Origin of the sequence: Paraburkholderia sp. EB58 (assembly GCF_050436665.1) — a bacterium.
GTDB lineage: Bacteria > Pseudomonadota > Gammaproteobacteria > Burkholderiales > Burkholderiaceae > Paraburkholderia.
Genome location: NZ_JBNDMQ010000004.1, coordinates 54,581 through 77,956 on the forward strand (window position 1 = coordinate 54,581; position 23,376 = coordinate 77,956).

Below are 23,376 nucleotides of genomic sequence, written 5' to 3' on the forward strand. Positions count from 1 at the left end.
GCCAGGCTCGCGATCGCCTCTTTTAAATCGGAGAATCACTTGAAAAAGACAGTTTTTGCCACCGCTATCCTCGCGACATTCGCCGGCACCGCTCATGCACAAAGCAGCGTCACGCTGTACGGCCTGGTTGACGCAGGTATCACGTATGTGAACCACGCCAATGCCAAGGCGCAAGACCTCGTCCAATACGGCGACGGCGTCGCTCAAGGCAGCCGTTGGGGCCTGCGCGGTTCGGAAGACCTCGGTGGCGGTCTGAAGGCCATTTTCACGTTGGAAAACGGCTTTAACTCGGGCACAGGCACGCTGGGTCAAGGTGGCGACCTGTTCGGCCGCCAGGCCTACGTCGGCCTGACCAAGGACGGTATCGGCTCGCTGACGCTCGGCCGTCAATACTCGTTCTCGACCGACTATCTGGGCGGCACGTATGCCAACGGCGGCCAGACCGTCGCGGGTAACTACGGCTACCACATCAACGATGTGGACCAGCTCACGTCGAGCCGTATCAACAACTCGATCAAGTTCAACAGCGCGAACTTCTACGGTCTCACGTTCGGCGCGATGTACGGCTTCTCGAACCAGGCTGGCGCGTTTGCGGGCGCACCGGGCACGAGCGGCTCGTCGTCGGCGTACAGCTTCGGCCTGAACTATGTGAACGGCCCGTTCGGTATCGGCGCAGCGTACACGGACATCCGCTTCCCGGGTTCGGCATCGCCGGCGTTCTCGACGTCGCTGGCCAATGCATCGGCCCTCACGGGTACGAGCGTGGCGAAGGACCTGGCTACGGCTGGCGTCGGCGCCAAGTACTCGATCGGACCGGCTACGTTGTGGGCTCTGTGGACGCACACGGACATCGAGCAGCTGACCGGCCACATGACGACGTTCAACGCGTATGAAGCAGGCGCCAAGTACTCCATCACGCCAGCACTGTCAGGCGCGCTGGGCTACACGTACATGCAGGCGAAGGACCAGACCAACGGTCACTGGAACCAGGTTGACGCCAGCGTCGACTACGCACTGAGCAAGCGCACCGACGTGTACCTGCTCGGCGTGTATCAGGCAGCCAAGGGCAAGACCGCGAGCGGCGCTGCACTGCAATCGCAGATCGGCGTGAGCACGAGCAGCTACCTGCCGGTGGCTGGCGCAGACACGCAGCTGGCCGTTCGCGCCGGCATCCGCGTCAAGTTCTAAGCGGAATCTGCGTCTCCCGGCGGCAGCACGCTGCCCGGGACGTGCCGTGTGAACTGAAAAACGCCTGAGCGGGGCGCCTGTCATGGGCACTTCGTTCGGGCGTTTCTTCATTTGAAAAGCCCTCTGCGTCACCCCGCCCCTTCCTGCGCAAGCGCCGCTTCTGGTACCCTGCGCCCTTTGCTACCGCTTGCATTCGACCCGATGGAAACCCCTTTCAACGACCGTGGCGTCTCGGTCACGCGCAATGCACTTTCCGCCGCCGGACAGGTTTTCCCGCTCCGCGACATCCTGAACGTGCGCGTCGTCACCGTGCAGAAGAACAAGGTTCTGCCCATTGGCATCTCGGTGATCGGGCTGATCGGCGCCATCGTCGGCGGCGTGTTCCGCTCCTCCGCAGGCATCGTGTGCGGCGTCATGCTGGTGGTCGTAGGCTGGCTCACGTGGCTTACCCAGGACGTCACGCACCGCCTGATCGTCGAAACCAGCACCGGTGAGCGCGAAGCGCTGTCGAGCATCGATCTCGAGTTTGTCGAACGGGTGGCGCAAACGGTCCGCGAGGCCCTCGCAGCCGCTCCGGCCGCGGCGCCGGTGCCGAAAGCCTGATTTCGCGCCACTTGCGGGCAAAAAATCGCGCCGCTCGCCGCTTCGGCGTTAACACAAAATTAACCTGAAAGCCGTGAGCTTTTGCACTCGCTTGAGACTCACACGGATACAGTGGACTCGTCTCCACAACACGCCGCCCAACTCCGTAGCGGCGCACCACGATGTTACAGTCCACCGCCACGCCTGCCACCGTCGTCCCCCGAGGTTTGCGCTCACTTGCGCCCTCCACACCCGTCCGTGTACCCCTCGTGACACTCGACGTCACGGTGCCCGGCACCTCCTCGGCCATCGGCAGGCAGGCATTGCATGCAGCGCTAGGCAAGAATCTACGGCTTTATGTGGTGACCATCGACAAGCGCAACGAGCGCATCACCTTCCGCGTCGAAGTCATCTCCCGCACCCTCGATGAAGTAATCGGCGCGCTGGCCGGCGCACTCGACCGGGCCATCCTCGGCCGCGCAGTGGAAAGCGTGATCCGCCGCCCACTCGATCTCCCCTGCGATCTTTGATCGAAATCAAGCCTTTACACATTTTTGCAATTCGGTATAGCGAGGCAGGTAGAGTCAGCGGTCCTGTTATCCCGCGTTCCCTTCCGCAGGCCTCGCAAGCGCCTCCACTCCACTGCTCACAAGGCAAACGGCCCTCGCGACTGTCGCCACTGCGGCACGCTTTACAGTTCACGATGCACCGCCTCCGTCAGGGACACGCACTTTTGCAAAGTGTGGCCCCATGTATCTGCTGTCCCGAAATTCCCTGCGTTCCCTGCGTGGCCGTCTGACGGCCCTCACTACCGCTACGCTCGTCGGCGCGGCTTCATTAAGCGGCTGCGGCGTCACCTTTCCCGTGCCCACTCCTCCCGCCCCGGCCGCCACGTTGATCAATGGCGGCAATGACGGTGTGCTGATTCCGCTGCATGTCGAGCGTGCCGATGAAGGCCACGCGCGACTCGGCTTGCCGGTCCAACTCGATGGGACGGCCGTGTATATGGCATTCGACACCGGCACCCAAGGCGTGCGCGTGCTGTCGTCGGTGCTCCCCGGGGTGAACTATCCCGTCACCGGCCCGGCGACCTCCCTGACTTTTGCGAATGGCGCCGTGGTTTCAGGGCCGTCGGCCAAGCTGCCGTTTAGCGTAATCGGTACCAAGCCGGTGGACGTCACCGTGCAAACCGTCAACGACGTTCGCTGCCAGCGCAACCAGAGAAAATGTCTCGCTATGGACGGCTATACCGGCGAGTTCGGCTTTGCGTTCTCCGGCATCGTCGGGGCAGGCGCTGCGCAATCAAACGACGACTGCTGCACGCAGCCGCTGCGAGCGCTGCCGGGCAATATCGGCCAGCGCTATCTGGTCCACGCCAATTTCGGCAAGCCGTTTGTGATTCTGAGTCCGTCCACGGGCCTCACGCATGAGTTCACGCTGGTGCCAATGACGGCGTCGCAAAACGGCGCAATGCAATGGCCAGTGGGCTGCGTGCAGGTGGGCGACAAGATGCGCTTCTGCGCACCGGTGGTGTTCGCCACCGGCAGCACCGAAATGATTCGCATCGAAACCGACAAGGCGCCGAACTGGACCGGCGACGGCGATGTGAACGACGTGCTCACGCAAGGCAACTACGATATCGCGCTCGGCGTCGGCTCGTGGGTGCACCGCTATGAAAGCGCTCAGGTGACGATTGCCAAGGCGAATCCAGGCGCGAACCGCATCGTGATCGGTCTGATGGCAATGCAGAACCTCGACGTGCTGCTCGATTTCCCGCGCGGCCAGCTTGGACTGCACGCCGCGAAGAGCTCTGAAACGCTCGCGCCGTAACGACACGCTCCTACCCGCATACGTAAAACGCCGCCGGGCCGCATGCTCCTCCATGCGGCCCGGCGGCGTTTACCGGCGTTTACTGTTTAACCAACCTCACGACATATCGAGCGGCTTCACGTGCCAGATATTGCGTGCGTATTCGCCAATCGTGCGATCGGACGAGAATTGCCCCATGCCGGCCACATTCTCGATTGCGCTTTCGGCCCACGCGCGCTGGTCGCGGAAGCGCTCATCCACCTCCTTTTGCGCCTCGGCAAAGGCCGCAAAATCCGCCAGCACCATGTAGTGATCGCCCCAGTCGACCAGCGTATGGAAGATGTCCGCGAAACGCAGCGGATCGTCGGGTGAGAAGAAGCCCGTGCGAATCTGGTCGAGCGCCATGCGCAGTTCGGGGTTTTCTTCGTAGACCTGCCGCGGACGGTAACCGGCCGCACGCAAGCCGTCCACCTCGTCGGCGGTATGGCCGAAGATGAAGATATTCTCCCGCCCGACCGCATCGCAGATCTCGATGTTCGCGCCGTCCATCGTACCGATCGTCAGCGCGCCGTTGAGCGCCAGCTTCATGTTGCCGGTACCGGACGCTTCGGTGCCCGCCATCGAGATCTGCTCCGACAGATCGGCGGCCGGGATGATCAGCTCGGCGACGCTCACGCCGTAATTTGGCACGAACACCACCTTCAAGCGATCGCCGACCAGCGGGTCGTGATTGACCTTTTCGCTGACGTCGCCAATCAGCTTGATGATGGTCTTCGCCATCCGGTAAGCCGAGGCCGCCTTGCCCGCAAACATCACGACGCGCGGCACCCAGTCGCGTTCCGGATTCGCCCGGATCTGGTTGTAGCGCACGATCACGTGCAGCACGTTCAGCAGCTGCCGCTTGTATTCGTGGATGCGCTTCACTTGCAGATCGAACAACGCATTCGGATCGAAGGAGACCTTCGTATGGTGGGCGAGATGATGTGCGAGGCGCAGCTTGTTCTGCCGCTTGGCTTCGCGAAACGCGTCGACAAATCCGCTGTCATTGCGCAGATCGCGCAGTTTCTCGAGCTCGAACAGATCGCGGCGCCAATGTGTGCCGATCTGCTGGTCGATCAGCGACGACAACGACGGACTCGCCTGCGCCAGCCAGCGGCGCGGCGTGATGCCGTTGGTCACATTGGTGAAGCGCTCGGGGTAGATGCGCGCGAAGTCCGCGAAGATATCGCGCGTCATCAGTTGCGAATGCAGCTTTGATACACCGTTGACCTTCTGGCTCGCGACGATCGCCAGGTAGGCCATCCGCACGCGCCGCTGGCCGTATTCGTCGACGAGCGAGATGCGCCGGATCATTTCAGCGTCGTGGCCGGACTGTTCGCTCACGTGCTTGAGGAACTGCGCGTTGATCTCGAAGATGATCTCGAGATGACGCGGCAGCAGGCGCGCGAGCGTCTCGACATCCCACGTTTCGAGCGCTTCCGGCATCAGCGTGTGGTTGGTGTACGAGAACATCTGCTGGATCTGATGCCACGCCTTGTCCCACGGCACGTGATGCACGTCCACGAGTAGGCGCATCAGTTCAGGAATAGCCAGCACCGGATGCGTATCGTTCAGGTGCACCGCGACCTTCTCAGCGAAGCGGCCGAAGGTGCTATGCGTGCGCTGATAGCGGCGGATCAAATCCTGCATGGTCGCCGAAACGAAGAAATACTCCTGACGCAGCCGCAGTTCGCGGCCCGCCGGCGTGGAATCGTCCGGGTACAGCAGGCGCGAGACGTTCTCCGACATCGTCTTCGCGTCGACGGCGCTGCGGTAATCCCCGCGATTGAACGCGGATAGATCGAGTTCTTCGCTCGCCCGCGCAGACCACAAACGCAGCGTATTGGTCGCGCTGGTCGCATAGCCGGGGATGACCGTGTCGTAGGCCATCGCGTTGACATGCTCGGTGTCGATCCATTCGACGTGCTCGCCCCGCTGCACCGTGCGGCCGCCGAAATGGACCAGATATTGAATCTCGGAGCGCGGAAACTCCCATGGGTTGCCGGCGCGCAGCCAGTAATCCGGCGCTTCGACTTGCTCGCCGTTGACGATCTGCTGGCGGAACATGCCATATTCATAGCGGATACCGTAGCCGAACCCCGGAATGCCGAGTGTGGCCATCGAATCGAGAAAGCAGGCGGCGAGGCGCCCCAGGCCGCCGTTGCCGAGCGCGGCATCGGGCTCCATATCGGTCAGGACTTCCATGTCGACGCCAAGGCCCGCCAGCGCTTCGCGCATCGGCTCATAGATGCCGAGCGCCAGCAACGCGTTGGTGAACGTGCGGCCGATCAGAAATTCCATTGACAGGTAGTACACGCGCTTCACATCCTGCTCGTATTGCAGGCGCGTGGTCTTCATCCAGCGGGCGACCAAACGGTCGCGTACCGCGAGCGCCGCGGCGTGCAGCCAGTCATGTGGACGGGCCGTGACGGCGTCCTTACCGACACCGTACATCATGCGATTGGAAATAGAGCGCCGTAGCGCATCGACAGTGCTGTTGAGCTGGTCAAACTCCAGATCCACGGCTGTCATTGAAGCCTCCGGTAAATGCGACGCGGTACACGCGAACCGCTCAGTTGACGGACGGGAGGCGCGTGCCGGTCAGGCGGGTAAACATGCAGAGTAGGACATTTCCGACTTTCCGTCACCGGGACGCTCGGCCCGCGGCGCTGCGCGCAGCGTGCCTTGCGCGGTGACTAAACACCGCGCAAGGGCACATCAAGCACAGATACGGTGCAGGCACGCCTCAATCGGCCCGCTTGCCTGCACTAGTATGGAGGAAGAAGAAGGCACATCCGCGACCGCGTACCCGGTACATGCATACGCCGCGCCCGCCCTCTTCATCCTGCTCCGACGGAGGTCGAGATGAACGCACAATCCATGCTCGGAATGTTCCACGCCCAGGAACTGCTGCTGGTCTCGCTGATTCGCGCCCTACCGCCGGAGACGCGCCGCCAGATTGCCGACGAATTCCAGCAACAGGTCGAACTTGCCGAAGCGCCGCATTTGAGCGCCGGGCATGAACGCGAGACGACGGAAGCGTTCAAGGCGCATATTCGCAAGCTGTCGATTTTGTTGGCTTCGTTGAGTTGACGGATTGGGTGGCGGAGGGGATTGACGAGGCCACGGTGGAGGGTGATGCTCGCGGCCTCGCTGTGCGGGCTGGTTTGACCTCAGAACGTCACACGGCCCACGATCGCCGGTGCTCTTGGGGGTACGCCGGGCTTGACCGTTAGTTGCGTTATGGCATCGCCACGCGGAGTTGGCTGTTAGTTGCGTTTTAAGCCCCAACACATATTCGGAACAACGATAAGCCGCCCCACGACCCTGCCCGGCCGCCAGCAGGATTTCAGCGGCTCTGTAACAATCTGCTTAACGCAGCGTGTCTGGGCGTCGGGCCAATCGCGGTCGCTCACGCAAGCCCTGCATGCAGTCGTTGAATCCGCTTCATCCTTTTAATCCGCGCAATTGCATCGATCCCGCGAGGCGCTCCCCAGCCGCCTCGCCGAGGAACGCGCGCCACCCGACGAGCCACGCCCTTGTCTGCGAAGACCCCGGTTTCTCCCGATTACACACCGCCTGACGATGGGCCGATGTCCGCCAGCAACCGCCGCGCGATGGCGGCGATCATGCTGGCCGTCGCGCTCGCTTCACTCGACACCGCAATCGCCAACACCGCCCTGCCGACCATCGCCGCCGACCTGCACGCCGCGCCCGCCGCGTCGGTCTGGATCATCAACGCCTACCAGCTCGCGATGGTCGCGACCTTGCTGCCGCTCGCGGCGCTCGGCGATATCGTCGGCCATCGGCGCATCTATATCGCGGGCATCGCGGTGTTTACCGTGGCCTCCCTCGCCTGCGCGCTCTCCGGCACGCTGCCTCTACTCGCCGCAGCGCGGGTGCTGCAGGGGCTGGGCGCCAGCGCGATCATGAGCGTCAATACCGCGCTGATTCGCTACCTGTTCCCGCCGCATAGGCTTGGGCGCGGCTTAGGGATGAACGCGCTAGTGGTAGGGGTGTCGTTCGCAGTCGGGCCGACGGTGGCTTCGCTGATCCTGTCGCTCGCCACCTGGCCGTGGCTGTTTGCGATCAACGTTCCGCTGGGCATCATCGCGCTGACGTTCGCCCTGCCCGCGCTGCCCCACACCACGCGCGGCACGCATAATTTCGACCGGGTTGCCGCACTGCTTAACGTAATCACGTTTGCGGCGTTGATCTTCGCGCTCGGCGAAGCGGCGCAGCGTGAGCCAGCCCAGTACGTCCTGAGCGCGGCGGCCGTGGCGATCGTGTTCGGGCTGCTGCTGATGCGGCGCGAAGCCGGACACCCGGCGCCGATGCTCCCCGTCGATCTGTTCAAGCTGCCGGTTTTCGCGCTGTCGGCGGTAACCGCGGTCTGCTCATTCGCCGCGCAAGGCCTCGCATTCGTCTCGCTGCCGTTCTACTTCGAAGGTGTGCTGCATCGCAGCCAGGTCGAGACGGGTTTTCTGATGACGCCGTGGCCAGTGGTGGTCGCCCTGGCGGCGCCGATTGCCGGACGCCTGTCGGATGTCTATCCACCTGGCCTGCTGGGCGCCATCGGACTGGCGGTGCTGTCCGCGGGCATGGCGTCGCTCGCGCTGCTGCCGGCGCATCCGCAGGTGTGGGACATCGGCATCCGGATGGCGGTCTGCGGGGCGGGGTTTGGCTTTTTCCAGTCGCCGAACCTGAAAGCGTTGATGGCCAGCGCGCCACCCGAGCGCAGTGGCGGCGCGAGCGGCATCATCGCCACCGCGCGGCTGCTAGGTCAGACGACGGGCGCGGCCTTGGTGGCGCTGAGCTTCGGAATTGCCGGCCGGCATGGACCGACGCTATCGCTGAGCGCCGGCGCGGTGTTCGCGGGCGCCGCGAGCATTGCGAGCGGCTTGAGATTGTTCGCGCCTTCGCATCGTGCGGCGGTGAGTGCGCCGTCGTCGGCGAAGTGAATTGAAATGATGCCTGGCTAAGTGCGGTTGGTGGCGTTTGCTGGCCTTGGCTGGCATAAGCCCGCCAAGGCCTCAACATCAGCCCCTCGCCACGCCTCAATGCGCGGCGAAATACCCCTTCACCGCCGCGAGGAAGGTGTCAATGTCCGCGCGCGACACATCCATATGCGTGACGAAACGCGACGCATACAGCATCTGCGTGAGGATGCCACGCTCCTTCAGCCATGCTTCGAGCGGCGCGCAATGTTGCGACGGAAACTGCGTGAACACCATATTGGTGGCGTGCGACAGCACCTTGACCTGATCGATCTGCGCGAGACCCGCAGCCAGATGCGCGGCGTTGGCGTGGTCCTCGGCGAGGCGTTCAACGTTGTGATCGAGCGCATAAAGGCACGCCGCCGCCAGCACGCCGGCCTGGCGCATGCCGCCGCCCAGCACCTTGCGCCACCGATGCGCACTCTGCAGCAAATCCTTGCTACCGACCAGCACCGAGCCCACCGGCGTCCCTAGCCCTTTCGAAAAGCAGATCGATACCGAATCGAACGGTGCGCACAGCGCCGCCACCGGCTGACCGGAGGCGACCGCGGCGTTGTAGACGCGCGCGCCGTCCAGGTGAGTCGCCAGCTTGTGTTCACGCGCGAGTTGAACCGCTTCGGCCACATAGCCCGCCAGCAGCACCTTGCCGCCGATCGTATTCTCGAGCGCCAGCAAGCGCGTGCGGGCGAAGTGGTCGTCGATAGGTTTGATGGCGGCGGCGATCTTGTCGAGCGGCAACGAGCCGTCAGCGGCATTCTCGATCGGCTGCGGCTGGATGCTGCCCAGCACCGCGGCACCACCGCCTTCGTATTTGTAGGTGTGCGCCGCCTGGCCGACGATGTATTCGTCGCCACGGGCGCAATGCGCCATCAGCGCGGCCAGGTTGCTTTGCGTGCCGCTCGGAAAGAACAGGCCCGCTTCCTTGCCCGCGCGCTCGGCCATGGTGGCTTGCAGACGCAACACGGTCGGGTCGTCGCCCCAGACGTCATCCCCTACTTCGGCGGATGTCATGGCCGCCAGCATGGCCTGACTCGGACGGGTGACGGTATCGCTGCGCAAATCAATCATCTTACATTCCTGTGTGAGAGAGCGCCTCGCGCCGGGGACGATTTCCGCTCGTCCCCGGCATGGGTTGCGGCGCGTGAATCAACGAGTGTATTCAATTACGCAGGCGCTGGAAACTGTGCGAAAAAACGGCGCCCCTCTCGCAGCCGCTCTCGTCACACTTACCCGCCTGACTTCGGCAACCACGTCAGCGGATCGACAGGATGTCCGTCCTGGCGCACCTCGAACTGGATAGAGCCGACACCCCGGCTATCCGCGCCCACCGCGCCGATGACCTGCCCCTGCGTGACGGCGTCGCCTTCCTTGACGAGCAATGTGCTGTTCTGGCCATACGCCGTAATCAGCGTGTCGCTGTGCTTGATGATGATCAACGGCCCATACGCCTCGATACCGGTGCCCGCGTACACGACACGCCCTGCAGCCGCGGCCTTGACCGGATCGCCGATCCTGCCGCCGATCACGATGCCCTTGCTGCTACCCGGCACGAAAGGCTTGAGCACCGGCCCACGTAGCGGCCACATCAGCACGCCCTGCTGCGCGACCGCGCCGGCAACCGGACCACCCGGCTCAGGCGGCGCCACGCCGGCCGGCGGTGGCGCCACCCGCAGTACCTGGCCGACCGTTACGCTCGCGTTGGGCTGCAGACCGTTCCAGCGCGCCAGATCTTGCGGACGCTGGCCGTAGGCGGCAGCGATACTCGGCAGCGTATCGCCGGGGTTGACGCGGTAGTAACCGGCGGCCACCTGCCCCGTTGGCACGTTGTTGGTCTGATAGCTCCCGGAAGCGCCGTTGTACGAGGAGCTCTCGCCCCATGGCGTCGTCATGCAACCGCTGAGTGCGGCCACGACCGAAACAGCAATCAGAACCTGCAAAGCTGCACGTTGCGACTTTTTTGTCATCTGATAATCCTCGGCACGTGAGTGAATCAATCTTCAAACGTCTGCGCTCTGGCCGCTGCGGCACGACGAGCGCACTTCGACACTGCTGCACTGGCGACGCCTCTCTTACACCGCCGGTCCCCGACCACGAGCAACGGCATGCAAATCCGCACCGCCACTGCAGTTGGCGCTATTGTTTCGCGCTCCGAAACAACCTCGCTCGGCGCACTCAAACGCTGCCCTCGGACTCGACCACGAGAATGCGCGCTTCACCCAGCGGATGCGCAACATGTTCGGTGCCGACCGACGCATAGAACACATCGCCCGTCTCCAGTAGCACTGAACGTTCCTCGCCCGCTTCGCGGTAGCGCATCTCAACCCGGCCATCGAGGACGGCAAAGACTTCCTCGCCGTCGTTGACGTGCCACTTGTACGGCTGATCGGTCCAATGCAGCCGCGTGGTGATGCCGCGCATGTTGGCGATATCGAGTGCGCCCCAAGGACGCTGCGCTGTAAATGCCTTGCTGCGGAAAATCTTCATGATGAACGGTTATGCCAAGCGGATCGGCCAAGGCTAAACAAGGTCATGGTGCGCTGCACAGGAGCGGCCTCAGAACCCCCGCCGGACCGGCTTGTGCACCGCGGCAGCGAAACCTCGCCGTCGAAATCTGCTGGCCCCATTATAGGGTGCACCGCCGGCTCGCCAGGCCCCGCAGAGTCCCAGCGCGCGAGGCCGCGATTCGTGTGACCATTGAATCCATCCCCGGCTCGCCTATACTGGGTCTTGCTGACGCAACGCACAGCAGGCGAACCGCTCGCCGCCATGTCCTGTCCGTGAGGGAGCTCGGGGATGAACAAAGCCACATTTCTGGCCGTGCAGTTAAACGTTGAAGATGTCGCGACATCCCCGGGTTTGGTTGAGCTGCTCAATACCCACCTCGTCTTCGCGGCAGACGTGGCCGAAGCGGCCGACGCCCTGGTCCAGCTAGCCAGCATTGCCCGTCTTTCGAGCGGTGTCGAGGCTAGCGTCGAGCTTCCCGCTCTCGCGCTCGAGCGACTGCGCGAAGCGCTCGACAACCTGAGCGGCTACGACGAATCGTGGCTGCTCGCACTCGAGCCGAGCAGCGCGCTGTTCGACGGTATCGCGCGCCGGCATCGCACGTTGCACTGAGTCGCATGCTGCGGGCTGGCGGCTTCTGCCGCTGCGCCCCTCCGCTTTCGTTCACCGCACGCACTGCCTTGCGGCCCGGCATGCTCCACCGTCGGCGCCGCCTCGCGGTTTCGGGCGAGTCACTTTGAGGAACTGCTGTGAAAAGTCTCCTGAACCGACGCAGTGCAGTGCTTACCACTGGCCCCTCCCACCTCGTCCAGATGGCCCACGATAGCGCCACAACATCACACGACGCGCTCAATGCCTCACCCGCCGCCATCGCGGCTGCACCGGCGGCCGCCTCCTCCGAGACCGTCGAGAATACCCGGCCGGTGACCACCTTGCGGCCCGTGCCGGTCGTGCCCTCGCCGCCAACCGGCCGGGCCATACAGATAGCCGACACCGCGGAAGTCGAATGGCTGGCAGAGGAAGAAGCACTGACGCCGTTCCGGGTCTTCCGAAGTTTCGACTACTCGGTGAGCCTGTTGTTCCATGCCCGCGAACTGGCGTATTACGTGGCGTTATACCAGGAAGGCGCGCTGTGGCGAGCCTTGAAAGCCGCAGACCTCGATGCCGCCGAGGCCGCCTTCCACCACTTCGAGGAACAGGCCACCCGCTTGTCCGAAGGCGAAACGCGCCGCGCCCAACTGGCGGCACAGAACGAACAACTCGCGCGGATGATCGCGCAATCGGAAGCCCAGGCGGAACGCTTGCGTTGCGACTTGCAGCGTAACGCTGCGCAGGAGCAGGCGGTGACGGGACGGCAGCATCAGGTGCGCAAGGAGGTGTCGCAACTGGAGGCGCAGCGGGTGGCGGCGCAAGCCCAGTTGAACAAGGCGCATCGGCAGATCCATCAACTCAATCTGACGAGCAACGAAGGGGTGCCACATTTGCATGGCCGCTGAAGGGCAAACTCGGGTGAGGCTGCGAGAGGGACGCCTTCATAGGGACAGTGCGGTACACGCGAAGAGGTAAACGCAAGACGCCGGCCAGCTAGCCTGGTCGGCGTCTTTTTCATTCCCGTTCACTGAGGAGATTTAGGCCCCGGGCGACAAGCCCCGCGCCACTACAGAATCGCCGGTACGTACCGCCCAGTGCAGAGTACTTACGTCAGTGACTCCGATTCGCCTCACTGCCCGTTTTGCGACGAACCAGCGCTCGCCGGGCCATAGCCGCTGGCGTTGGCCTGCGCCGCGGCGTCCTGCGCACTCACACGCGCTTCCGCTGCCTGGATGTGGACCGGGTAATCGTTACGGTCGCTGCCGGGGGAGTAACCGGCTTTCTCGAGCTGCGCGAGTTCGGCACGCACCTGAGCACGCGTCACTGGCGGGTTCGATTGAGCAAAAGCAGCGACAGGAGCGGCAAGAACCGTAGCGACAACCACTGCAGAAATAAGGGCTTTCATAACTACCTCCGAACTGTCTTTGGTTCGCTCGCGGCCCCACGTCGTGAAGCGATTAGGTACAGTCTAGGCAAAGCACTGACTGGGGAAATCCCGTGTTTGAGATTAATTCTATTGCGAACGACGCAATGATCTTTCGACCATGCACAAATTCGGCCATCGCATGGACAGCCTCACGCAGCAAAAACGTCATTGCCAGCGGACGAATCACGTTGCCGGCGCATGATTCAGCCGCACCAAAAGAAACAGCCCGGCCCACCCCGTGACGGGGCGGGCCGGGCTGCGGCTTGGCGGACCGAAGTCCTGCTACGCTCAGGACCAGCTGGCGTGGAAGCTGCCCGGCTTGTCGATGCGCTCGAAGGTGTGCGCGCCAAAGAAGTCACGCTGCGCCTGCACGAGGTTGGCCGGCAGACGTTCCGAACGATAGGCGTCAAAGTACGACACCGCCGAGGCAAACGCCGGCACCGGCACGCCTGCCTTAATCGCGGCGATCACCACGTCGCGCAGTGCGGACTGATAGTTAGACGAGATGTCGTTGAAGTACGGATCGAGCAGCAGGTTGGCGATCTGCTTGTCCTTCGTATAGGCGTCCGTAATCTTCTGCAGGAAGCGGGCGCGGATGATACAGCCCGCGCGGAAGATCTTCGCAATCGTGCCAAAGTCGAGATCCCATTTGTACTCTTGCGAGGCGGCGCGCAACTGCGCGAAGCCCTGCGCGTACGAGATCACCTTACTGAAGTAGAGCGCGCGGCGCACCGATTCGATAAACGCGGCGCGATCGCCGTCGAACGCTTTGGTGGCGGGTCCCTTGATGACCTTGCTCGCCGCCACCCGCTCGGTCTTCAGCGACGAGAGCACGCGCGCAAACACAGCTTCGGTAATCAGCGGCAACGGCGCACCGAGGTCTAGTGCGTTCTGGCTGGTCCACTTGCCCGTGCCCTTTTGCGCCGCGCGGTCGAGGATCACGTCGACCAGATCCTTACCCGTCTCGTCGTCCTTCTTGCTGAAGATCTTCGAGGTGATTTCGATCAGGTAGCTGTCGAGCTCGCCCTTGTTCCATTCGGTGTAGACCTCGCCCAATTTCTTGTTCGACAGGCCGACGACCTCCTTCAATACCGAGTAGCTTTCGGCGATCAGTTGCATGTCGCCGTATTCGATGCCGTTGTGCACCATTTTCACGAAGTGACCCGCGCCGTCCGGGCCCATGTAGGCCACGCACGGCTCGCCGTCCGGCGCCTTGGCGGCGATTTCCGTGAGGATCGGGGCAACCAGGTCGTACGCGTCGCGCTGGCCGCCCGGCATGATGGACGGGCCTTTCAGCGCGCCTTCTTCGCCGCCCGAGACGCCCGTGCCGATGAAATGCAGACCGTCCTTGGCCAGTTCCTGGTTGCGGCGAATCGTGTCGGTGAAATGCGTGTTGCCGCCGTCAATCAGGATGTCGCCCTTGTCCAGCAGCGGTTTGAGCGAGGCGATGGTGGCGTCGGTGCCTTCGCCGGCCTTGACCATCATCAGGATGCGGCGCGGCTTCTCCAGCGACTCGACGAATTCTTCAAGCGTGAAAGTCGGCACCAGCTTACGGTCAGGAAACTCTGCGATAAGTTCATCGGTTTTCTCGCGGCTGCGGTTGTACACGGACACCGCATGACCACGGCTCTCGATGTTGAGTGCCAGATTGCGGCCCATGACCGCTAGCCCCACTACGCCGATTGCCTGTTTGCCCATTTGAATTCTCCAGATTCCAGATTGTCGTGGCGCCGTGCCGGAATTGCCGTCGGCAGGACGTCGAGGATGAAAGCATAAAAGAAATGCCCAATTGCCGCTCGTAAGTGGACCCTGCGCGCCCGAATTTCTCTTCGGACCCGATTCGCGCGCTAGCGTTTCGTGAGCACCAGACTGAAATTGTTCGCCGGCATCTCGACCGGCTCGCCGCACACAAACCCTTGCGCCTCGCCGAGCGCCGCCACGGCCTCCATATTGCGCACGCCCCACGCGGGATTGCGGCTGCGCAACTGCTGATCGAAAGCTTCGTTACTGGGCGACGTGTGCGCGCCGTGACGCCGGTACGGGCCGTACAGATACAGTACACCGCCGCTGCCGAGCAGGCGGCTCGCGCCATCGAATAATGCCTCCGTGGCGGTCCACGGCGAGATGTGAATCATGTTGATGCAGATCACCGCCTGTGCCGAGTCGATGCCCCACGGTGTGCGCTCGACGTTCAGTTCAAGCGGCGCGCGCACATTGGCGAGCCCGGCATGGTCCGTCCACGCGGCAATCGAGGCACGCGCGTCGGCGTCTGGATCGCTCGGCTGCCAGACCAATTCAGGCAGCGCCGCCGCAAAATGTGTCACGTGCTGGCCGGTGCCGCTGGCGATTTCAAGCACTACGCCGGTTGCGGGCAATACGCGCTTCAGAACCGCGAGAATCGGCTCGCGATTGCGTTCGGCGGCGGGGGCATGCTGGCGCATCGAGGGATCGGATGGAGTCATGTTCAATAAAGGCCCGTGCGCAGTCTTTCGACTAGTTCGAGGTCGTACTTGACGGCATCGAAGGTGTCCCCACTCAGACGCTTGAGGATCGACCCTGTGCTCGGCAGGCGCGAGCGTTCGACGTGGCGCGCCGGATCCCACAGTCTGGAGCGGGCCAGCGCCTTCGAGCAATGGAAATATACGGCGTCGACGTCGACCAGCAGTACCGTGCGCGGCAACTTGCCGTCGACGGCGAAGCTCGCGAGCAGCGCCGCCTCATTGGAGATGCGGCCGCGGCCGTTGACCCGCAGCGTCTCGCCGACACCCGGCACGACGAATAGCAGCGCGAGGCGCGGTTCGACAATGATGTTACGCAGGCTGTCGATGCGATTGTTGCCCACCCGGTCGGGAATCGCCAGAGTCTTTTCGTCGATGATACGTACAAAACCGGGCGCATCGCCGCGCGGCGAACAGTCGAGGCCTTCCGGCCCCGCAGTGGCCAGCACGAGGAACGGCGCGAGCTCGATAAACGCGCGGTAGTCCTCGTTGACGTACGGAATCTCTTTGCGCAGCGCGCGTTCGTTCGGCTCGCCGTAGATCGTCTCAAGTTCTTCGATGGTCGTCAGCATGGAGCTTCCTGGGGTTTGGCGCGACGCTGGGATACCCGTCGGCGCGGCAAGCGGCTTTCCATTATCGGCGATCTGGGCTCAGCGTGGCGAGGGCTCTCAATCCACCGCAAGACGTGCAGCCAGCGCCGTCAGCGTCTCCGCGCACGGCGCGGCGACCTTCAGCGCCAATAACGGGTCGGCGCGCGTGCGCCCCAGATTGATCGCGGCGATCGGCTTGCCCATCTTTTGCGCCCAGACGCAGAAGCGATAGCCCGAATAAACCATCAGCGACGAACCCACCACGAGCATCGCATCCGCCGCCTCGAGCGCGCGGGTGGCTTCATCGACCGTCACCCGTGGCACATTCTCGCCAAAGAACACCACCGACGGTTTCAGCAGTCCACCGCAATTCGGACACGCCGGAATGCGAAAGCCGCCCAAATCGTGCCATTCGAGGTGCGCGTCGCCATCGGCGGCGGGCCCGGCGATTACATCGAGCAGCGCGGGGTTGTCGGCTTCGAGCATTTGCTGGATCGTTGCGCGAGCATGCCGCGTGCCGCAATCCAGACAGGTCACGGCACCGATGCTGCCGTGCAGTTCGATCACGTCGCTGCTGCCCGCGCGTTGATGCAGGCCGTCGACGTTTTGTGTGACGAGAGTCGGCACATGCTGAGCGGCTTCGAGTCTGGCCAGCGCACGATGGGCGGCGTTCGGCTGAGCCTCCGCCACCACCGGCCAGCCAATCATGCTGCGCGCCCAATAACGCTGCCGCGACGCCAGCGAGCCGAGAAACTCCTGCAAGGTGATCGGCGGCGAACGCTTCCACTCGCCGTTTTCGTCGCGGTAGCCGGGAATGCCTGAGTCGGTGCTGATGCCCGCGCCGGTCAGTACGAACAGACGCGGGTGCCGCTGCACGAAATCATGCAGTTCGTTGAGTGCGGGCGTTTCGATTGGGGCGGGCTGGAGGTCGGTCATTTGCGCGGACTATCTATCAGGGGAAGGCGGAGAATATGCGGCAATCCGACGGCAAGGCGATGATGAAGTTCCGGCAGACAGACAGGCCACGCCAATCTATCGCCGGCGGCCACGTGCGCCCGCGGCAACCTTCGTCTGGCGCGCCTGCCACTCGGCGAGCGCCACGTAATAGCGCTCGAGCGCGTCATCGTACAGATCGAAGACACAGGGGCTGCATCCGCTATGACAGCAATCGTCGAGGCCGGGCCGCACAGGCGGCACCGGGGGTGGATCGTCGAGCGGGTTGTTCTGCGGCTTCTTGCGCAGTTTGTCCTTCGGCGAAGCTTGAGGCACGGCTCTATCCGGGTGATCTGGATCGGTCAGTATAAGTTGATCTGGCGCGGGACGTGGGGCGAGCGGCGTGCGGTGCGGGCGGCGAGAACGCCGTTCGCGGCAAGTGAGCCGCCGGGGACGTGGCGCCCCCGGCGCGGCTTACCTCGTCGCTCACCGCCGCCCTTAGCGCCGCTTAGCCGCGTCCAACGAACGGCATCTTGCTCGCCATGATGGTCATGAACTGCACATTCGCGGACAAAGGCAGCTCCGCCATATGCAATACCGCATCGGCGACCAGTTCCACATCCATCAGCGGCTCGATCGCGATCTCCCCGTTGGCCTGCGGCACGCCACGCGCCATCCGCGCGGCCATCTCGGTCGCCGCATTGCCGATGTCGATCTGCCCGCAGCAGATGTCGTACTTGCGGCCGTCGAGCGAGACGGATTTGGTCAGTCCGGTGATGGCGTGCTTGGTCGACGTGTAGGCAATGCTGTTCGGACGCGGCGCGTGTGCCGAGATCGAGCCATTGTTGATGATGCGGCCGCCGCGCGGCGTCTGCGTTTTCATCAGGCCGAAGGCCGCACGAGTGCAGAGAAACACACCGGTCAGATTGGTGTCGACGACGGCGCGCCAATCTTCGACGCTGAGCTCGTCGATATCGACCGGCGGTGCACCGCGCCCGGCGTTGTTGAACAGCACATCGAGGCGTCCATAGCGCTGCCGGATCGCGTCGAACAGCGCGGCGACGCCTGCTGCGTCGCTCACATCACACGCAACCGCGAGCGCGTCCGTGCCGCGTTGCCGCGCCTCGTCGGCTACTTCATCGAGCGGCGCCTGGCGGCGTCCGGTCAGCACCACGCTATAGCCGTGCTCGAGCAGCCTGAGCGCCGTCGCGCGGCCGATGCCGCTGCCCGCGCCGGTTACCAGCGCCACCTTGTTTGTTGCGGTCACAACGAGTCTCCTTGCAAATGCGCCGTACACGACCCGTCATGCGTGCTGATGCAACCGGGTGGGCGGCGTTCGCGCACGGCCGTGTCATGTATGCCGCGCGCGAAGGGTTCAGGGGGAAGATTCAGGGTGGATGGCCACGCATGCGAACGCCATCCACCAGAGAAATCGCGTCCAACGTACCACGTCTGCGCGCCGACGGCAGCGAAGTTCGCAGGCTGCTTGCCCAACCTTCGCAATCTGCTCAGCCGACGTTCATCGGCAACAGCACCATCTGCCTGCCCTGCTGATGCAGACGCGTCTGGATTTCGACGGGCGTCTGGTTATGCAGCCATGCGGTCAGGAAGTTGACGCGCTTGAAGATCAGTTTGCTGGCAAAGCACACGCTGTTCGGAAACTCGTCCATGGTCGCGTCGGCGAGCTTCATGAACTCGATCACCGGATGCGTGCCGAACGCCATCCGGTAATCGGCGGCGATGCCATGCTGACGGCAAAACCCCACGTAGTAGGCGAGCGACGCGCTGATGGTTTGCTGCAAGCGCTGCAGGTGTTCTTCGCCCTCGTAGCTCTTCGCGTCCACTTCGCCTACGGCGAGAAAGATAATGCTCTTGAAGTGGCCGGGAAACAGCCGGTTGACCCACAGCAGCGCATGCATGCTCGCGCCACGGTGTTTGCCCACCAGCAGGATCGCCGTAGGCTGCGCCGGATCGGGCTTGAGCAAGGCCGCTTCGCCGGACAGCGCAGGCGGATCGCCAGCAAAGAGCGAATCCTCCTTGGCCAGTTGCGCACGCGTATCGCTGTAGTGGCGCTTGATAAGAAAGCACAGCGCCACCACAGCGCTCGTCACCAGCACGGTCAGCCAGCCGCCTTCCGTGAATTTCTCGACCAGCGTGATCACCAGCACCGTGCTCGTGACCGCCAACCCGAGCGCCGACAGCGCGAAGTGCCGCACCCAGCCGCCCTCGTGACGATGCTTCCACCAGTAGATGCACAAGCCCAGCAACGACAGGCTGAAGGTCAGAAACACGTTGATGCTGTAAAGCACGACGAGGATGTCCACGTTGCCGCGCGTCCACATCAGGATCGCGAGACTTGCGACGCCCATCACGACGATGCCGTTCTGCCGCACGAGGCGCGTCGACAGGTCACGGAAATGTCGCGGCACCCATGAGTCGGCCGCCATGTTCGAGAGGACCGCCGGGCCGTCGAGAAAGCCGGTTTGCGCGCCGACCAGCAACAAGCCCGCTTCGAAAGCGAGCACAGCGGCCAGCAACGCATGGCGCGCGGCGGCGGAACCGAGACCCAAATGATCGATCACGCTGCCGAACACCACCGCGTTGAGCGTTTGTCCCTCCACCGGCTGGGCGTGCCACAACATGTAAAGCAGGATGATGCCGCCCGCGGTGAACGCGAGCGATGAGGCCATATAGAACATCGTTACCTTGCCGGCCGGCACGCGCGGTTCGGCCAGCATATTGACATTGTTCGAGACCGCTTCGAGGCCGGTGTAGGTGCCGCCGCCCAGCGAAAACGCTCGCATCAGCAGCGCCGCGACCACCAGAGGTCCTAACGAATGCGACATGCCGCGCGCTTCACCCACGGCGCCAGGCACTACAGCAGCCAGATTACTGCCGTGCACGGCCACGCCGTAGACGATCAGCCCCAGATGCAGCACGACAAAGCCCATGAAAATGGGCAGAAGAACCATGATGGATTCGCGCATGCCGCGGAAGTTGAGGCCTGTCATCAGCACGATCAGGATCAACTCGGTGGTGAGCTTGAATTCCTGCGCGCCGACCGGCAACAGACTAAAGAAAGCATCGACACCGCTGGCAAGCGAGGTCGCCACCGTCAGTACGTAGTCGACCAGCAGCGCCGCACCGGACACCAGCCCCGGACGCGGCCCCAGCAACGCAGTCGCAACCCGGTAGCCGCCGCCACCGGTCGGGAACAGTTCGATCACCTGGTTATAGCCGAGCGCGATGATGAACACGGTTGCCGCGGTGGCCAGCGCGAGGAACAGCGCGAGCTGGGTGTGCTGGCCAAGCGCGAGGAACGCTTCTTCCGGCCCGTAGCACGAGGAAGACAAACCGTCGGCGCCGAGTCCCACCCACGCGAGTATCGGCGTGACCGCGATTGCGTGGCGGGTGCGGGGATCGAGCGGGTCGAGGGGTTTGCCGAAGAGCAGTTGCCACATCCTGTTGACCGCTGTCATGGCGTCTCCTCGCGAGGGATGTCGTCAACGGACTACGCATTGGAAATGTAGGGCAGTTCCATGGCGTCTGCCAGTCGGCGTTACCCGTGACGCGACCGGTCGGCCTCCGCGAATCGGTCCACGCGCCGTGTGACATGGCACGGGGGCGCCACAGTCTTTCAACTCGATTTCGATTCACTGTCGAATCGCACAGCACTCGCTGTGACGTGCGCGCTGATCCTCACGCCCAATCAAACGCGTGATTGCGTAAATGTTTTGTTATGTTATAACATATTACAATTCGCAATCAGACTCCGCCGTAATGCGGCGCGAAATAGCCTGGTGCGACAAGAGGATTTCCCACCCGCACAACAAAAAGATGAAACATCACACACTCATTTCGCGTGCCGCATTGCTGCTGTTTGCGCAGACGGTTTCCTTGCATGTCCTCGCCGCCTCCGCAGGCGCTCCTGTGAAAGGCACCGTCACCGATACCCAGGGGCATGCGGTCGAAAACGCCGCTGTCTCCCTCCAGGACGCCGACGGCCATACGCTCGCGCAAACCCATACGGGCCACGACGGCAGCTTCGTGCTGCCGGATGTCCAGCCCGGCACCTATGCGGTCACGGTCGGCGCGAAGGGGTTTGGCGCCAATACCAGCATCGCTACCGTCGACGGCGGCGCGCCGCATCCGTTGAAGGTGGCGCTCGAAAAAGGCAGCGCGATCGATGTCAACGTAGAGGCGCAACGTCTCAACGTGGCCCGTAACGGCCTGCAGCCTGACGCCGGCGCAAGCGTCTACCGTTTCACGCAAGCGGACATCCAGGCCCTGCCGCAAGGCGACAACACGCCGATCAACCAGGTGCTGCTGCAGGCGCCGGGCGTGGCCAACGATTCGTATGGCCAGCTCCACGTGCGCGGCGACCACGCCGACCTGCAATACCGCATCAACGGCATCATCATTCCCGAGCCGATCAGCGGCTTTGGGCAGTCGCTCGATACGCACATCGTCGACCAGGTGAACCTGATCACTGGTGCGTTGCCCGCGCAATACGGCTATAAAACAGCCGGGATTGTCGATATCACGACGAAATCAGGCGACCTCGGCAACGGCGGCGCGATCGACGTGTACGGCGGCAGCCACCAGACGCTGCAGAGCAATGCCGACGTCTATGGCTCGCAAGGACCGCTAAGCTATTTCTTCACCGGCACGCTCGGGGTGAACAACCTCGGCATCGAGGCGCCAACCTCGGACGGCAGTCCGCTGCACGACCATACACGCCAAGGCAATGGCTTCGGCTACCTGTCGTACATCATCAACCCCCTCACACGTGTGACATTGATGGCGGGCACGGCCGCCAATCAGTTCGAACTGCCAAATACGCCGGGCCTGCCGACCAATTTCGCGCTCGCCGGCCAGACGACCTTCAATTCCGCCAACCTCAACGAAACGCAATCGGAGCTGAACAACTTCGCCGTGCTGGCGTTGCAGGGCACCAATGGCGGCGCGCTCGATTATCAGGTGTCGCTGTTCACGCGCTATACGCGCACCCAGTTCAATCCCGACCCGATCGGCGATCTGATGTTCAACGGAGTGGCGTCGACAGACTTCCGCAGCAACCAGGCAGAAGGCGTGCAGGCCGATACGACTTACCGGCTCAACGACGCGCATACGCTGCGCGGCGGCGTGTGGGTCGAGCAGGAACACGCCGTCTTCAACGACAGCGTCTCCGTATTCCCGGCCGACGCCAACGGCAACCAGCTTTCGGATGTCCCGTTCACCATCAACGATTCGGGCGCGAACACCGGCTATCTGTATAGCGCGTACCTGCAGGATGAGTGGAAGCTCAATAGCAAGCTGTCGCTGAACTACGGTCTGCGTTACGACGGCATGGCCGAGTTCGTGCACGCGAGCCAGTTGAGCCCGCGCATCGGTCTGGTATTCACGCCGACCAACGCCACCACGCTGCACGCCGGTTACTCGCGCTATTTCACGCCGCCTGACTTCGAGCTGGTTGCGCCATCGACCGTCACGCGCTTTAACGGCACCACCAACCAGAGCGAGGTCACTCAGGACAGCCCGGTGCAACCTGAACGCAGCGACTATTTCGACATCGGCGTGACGCAGCGCATCACGCCTGCGCTCACCGTCGGGCTCGACGCGTACTACAAGATTGCGAGGAATCTGCTCGATGAAGGCCAGTTCGGCACCGCGCTGATCGAAACGCCATTCAACTACCAGTACGGCCGCGTCTACGGGCTCGAATTCACCGCCAACTACAAGCAGGACAACGTTTCCGCGTATCTGAATCTCGCGTGGAGCAAGGCCCAGGGCAAGGACGTGGATTCGGCGCAGTTCAACCTCACCGCGGCAGAGCTTGCCTACATCGCCAACAACTGGGTGTTCCTCGACCACGACCAGCGCGTGACTGTTTCGCTCGGCGGCGCCTATGACCTGGGCAGAACCACCTTCACGGCCGATGCGATCGTCGGCAGCGGCTTGCGCAGCGGCTTTGCGAACACCGACAAGCTGCCGTGGTACGGACAGCTCAATCTGGCCGTGATCCAGCATTTCGACGAACCGATCGTCGGCAAATTCGAAGCGCGGGTCGTGCTGATCAATGCGATCAACAGCGCGTATGAACTGCGCGACGGTTCGGGCATCGGCGTCGAGGCGCCGCAATTCGGTCCGCAACGCGCCATTTACGCCGGCATCACGAAGCGGTTCTGATCACGCCGGCGACAGCAGGGCAACAGAAGGAG

Annotated in this window: 21 protein-coding genes; 9 read left to right on the forward strand and 12 right to left on the reverse strand. The window is 63.3% G+C overall.

Going from position 1 to position 23,376, the window contains the following annotated elements:
- Nucleotides 1-39 precede the first annotated feature (39 nt).
- The 4 genes from P3T40_RS07445 (at nt 40) to P3T40_RS07460 (ending at nt 3,600) form a co-directional block, all read left to right on the forward strand.
- Nucleotides 40-1,188 carry a porin gene (locus P3T40_RS07445; protein ID WP_429267045.1) on the forward strand — a complete coding sequence of 383 codons (1,149 nt, stop codon included), beginning with the start codon at nt 40-42 and terminating at the stop codon, nt 1,186-1,188.
- Nucleotides 1,189-1,389: 201 nt separating this feature from the next.
- Nucleotides 1,390-1,791 (forward strand): DUF6232 family protein, encoded by a 402-nt coding sequence (locus P3T40_RS07450; RefSeq protein ID WP_429267046.1) that lies wholly within the window; start codon nt 1,390-1,392, stop codon nt 1,789-1,791.
- A gap of 161 nt (nt 1,792-1,952) precedes the next feature.
- Nucleotides 1,953-2,300: a hypothetical protein gene (locus tag P3T40_RS07455; RefSeq protein ID WP_429267047.1), complete on the forward strand. Its 348-nt coding sequence runs from the start codon at nt 1,953-1,955 to the stop codon at nt 2,298-2,300.
- Nucleotides 2,301-2,520: 220 nt separating this feature from the next.
- Entirely contained in the window at nt 2,521-3,600 is a 1,080-nt protein-coding gene (locus P3T40_RS07460; protein WP_429267048.1) for a hypothetical protein, read from the forward strand.
- A gap of 96 nt (nt 3,601-3,696) precedes the next feature.
- Here the strand turns inward: P3T40_RS07460 and P3T40_RS07465 are convergent, their stop codons facing one another.
- Entirely contained in the window at nt 3,697-6,150 is a 2,454-nt protein-coding gene (locus P3T40_RS07465) for a glycogen/starch/alpha-glucan phosphorylase (protein WP_429267049.1), read from the reverse strand.
- 333 nt (nt 6,151-6,483) lie between these two features.
- Between P3T40_RS07465 and P3T40_RS07470 the strand changes: the two genes are divergently transcribed.
- Both P3T40_RS07470 and P3T40_RS07475 read left to right on the forward strand, forming a co-directional pair.
- Nucleotides 6,484-6,711, forward strand: a complete 228-nt coding sequence (locus P3T40_RS07470; protein WP_429267050.1) for a hypothetical protein — start codon at nt 6,484-6,486, stop codon at nt 6,709-6,711.
- Between the two features lie 500 nt (nt 6,712-7,211).
- Nucleotides 7,212-8,579 (forward strand): MFS transporter, encoded by a 1,368-nt coding sequence (locus tag P3T40_RS07475; protein WP_429267319.1) that lies wholly within the window; start codon nt 7,212-7,214, stop codon nt 8,577-8,579.
- 96 nt (nt 8,580-8,675) lie between these two features.
- Here the strand turns inward: P3T40_RS07475 and ltaE are convergent, their stop codons facing one another.
- From ltaE to P3T40_RS07490, 3 genes are all read right to left on the reverse strand, one after another.
- Nucleotides 8,676-9,683, reverse strand: a complete 1,008-nt coding sequence (ltaE, locus tag P3T40_RS07480; protein WP_429267051.1) for a low-specificity L-threonine aldolase — start codon at nt 9,681-9,683, stop codon at nt 8,676-8,678.
- A 158-nt stretch (nt 9,684-9,841) separates the two neighbouring features.
- A complete protein-coding gene (locus P3T40_RS07485) occupies nt 9,842-10,579 on the reverse strand; it encodes a peptidoglycan DD-metalloendopeptidase family protein (protein ID WP_429267052.1) in 738 nt (245 codons plus the stop codon).
- Nucleotides 10,580-10,787: 208 nt separating this feature from the next.
- The gene (locus P3T40_RS07490) at nt 10,788-11,099 is read right to left on the reverse strand and encodes a cupin domain-containing protein (RefSeq protein WP_429267053.1); all 312 of its coding nucleotides are present in this window, start codon (nt 11,097-11,099) and stop codon (nt 10,788-10,790) included.
- Nucleotides 11,100-11,408: 309 nt separating this feature from the next.
- On the opposite strand from P3T40_RS07490, the gene P3T40_RS07495 reads away from it, so the two are divergent.
- Together P3T40_RS07495 and P3T40_RS07500 are read left to right on the forward strand one after the other, a co-directional pair.
- Nucleotides 11,409-11,729 (forward strand): hypothetical protein, encoded by a 321-nt coding sequence (locus tag P3T40_RS07495; RefSeq protein ID WP_429267054.1) that lies wholly within the window; start codon nt 11,409-11,411, stop codon nt 11,727-11,729.
- Nucleotides 11,730-11,866: 137 nt separating this feature from the next.
- Nucleotides 11,867-12,613 (forward strand): DUF2968 domain-containing protein, encoded by a 747-nt coding sequence (locus P3T40_RS07500; protein ID WP_429267055.1) that lies wholly within the window; start codon nt 11,867-11,869, stop codon nt 12,611-12,613.
- Between the two features lie 224 nt (nt 12,614-12,837).
- On the opposite strand, the gene P3T40_RS07505 is transcribed toward P3T40_RS07500, so the two are convergent.
- The 8 genes from P3T40_RS07505 to P3T40_RS07540 form a co-directional block, all read right to left on the reverse strand.
- Nucleotides 12,838-13,113 (reverse strand): DUF4148 domain-containing protein, encoded by a 276-nt coding sequence (locus P3T40_RS07505; RefSeq protein WP_429267056.1) that lies wholly within the window; start codon nt 13,111-13,113, stop codon nt 12,838-12,840.
- 309 nt (nt 13,114-13,422) lie between these two features.
- The gene (gene gndA, locus P3T40_RS07510) at nt 13,423-14,832 is read right to left on the reverse strand and encodes an NADP-dependent phosphogluconate dehydrogenase (RefSeq protein ID WP_429267057.1); all 1,410 of its coding nucleotides are present in this window, start codon (nt 14,830-14,832) and stop codon (nt 13,423-13,425) included.
- Nucleotides 14,833-14,981: 149 nt separating this feature from the next.
- Nucleotides 14,982-15,596 (reverse strand): DUF938 domain-containing protein, encoded by a 615-nt coding sequence (locus P3T40_RS07515; RefSeq protein WP_429267058.1) that lies wholly within the window; start codon nt 15,594-15,596, stop codon nt 14,982-14,984.
- Between the two features lie 2 nt (nt 15,597-15,598).
- The gene (locus P3T40_RS07520; RefSeq protein ID WP_429267059.1) at nt 15,599-16,204 is read right to left on the reverse strand and encodes a pyridoxamine 5'-phosphate oxidase family protein; all 606 of its coding nucleotides are present in this window, start codon (nt 16,202-16,204) and stop codon (nt 15,599-15,601) included.
- A 96-nt stretch (nt 16,205-16,300) separates the two neighbouring features.
- Nucleotides 16,301-17,158 carry an NAD-dependent protein deacetylase gene (locus tag P3T40_RS07525; protein ID WP_429267060.1) on the reverse strand — a complete coding sequence of 286 codons (858 nt, stop codon included), beginning with the start codon at nt 17,156-17,158 and terminating at the stop codon, nt 16,301-16,303.
- Between the two features lie 96 nt (nt 17,159-17,254).
- Entirely contained in the window at nt 17,255-17,491 is a 237-nt protein-coding gene (locus P3T40_RS07530; protein WP_429267061.1) for an oxidoreductase-like domain-containing protein, read from the reverse strand.
- A 172-nt stretch (nt 17,492-17,663) separates the two neighbouring features.
- A complete protein-coding gene (locus tag P3T40_RS07535; RefSeq protein ID WP_429267062.1) occupies nt 17,664-18,422 on the reverse strand; it encodes an SDR family oxidoreductase in 759 nt (252 codons plus the stop codon).
- 241 nt (nt 18,423-18,663) lie between these two features.
- Nucleotides 18,664-20,634, reverse strand: a complete 1,971-nt coding sequence (locus tag P3T40_RS07540) for an APC family permease (protein ID WP_429267063.1) — start codon at nt 20,632-20,634, stop codon at nt 18,664-18,666.
- 358 nt (nt 20,635-20,992) lie between these two features.
- On the opposite strand from P3T40_RS07540, the gene P3T40_RS07545 reads away from it, so the two are divergent.
- A complete protein-coding gene (locus tag P3T40_RS07545) occupies nt 20,993-23,344 on the forward strand; it encodes a TonB-dependent receptor (protein WP_429267064.1) in 2,352 nt (783 codons plus the stop codon).
- The last annotated feature ends 32 nt before the right edge of the window (nt 23,345-23,376 follow it).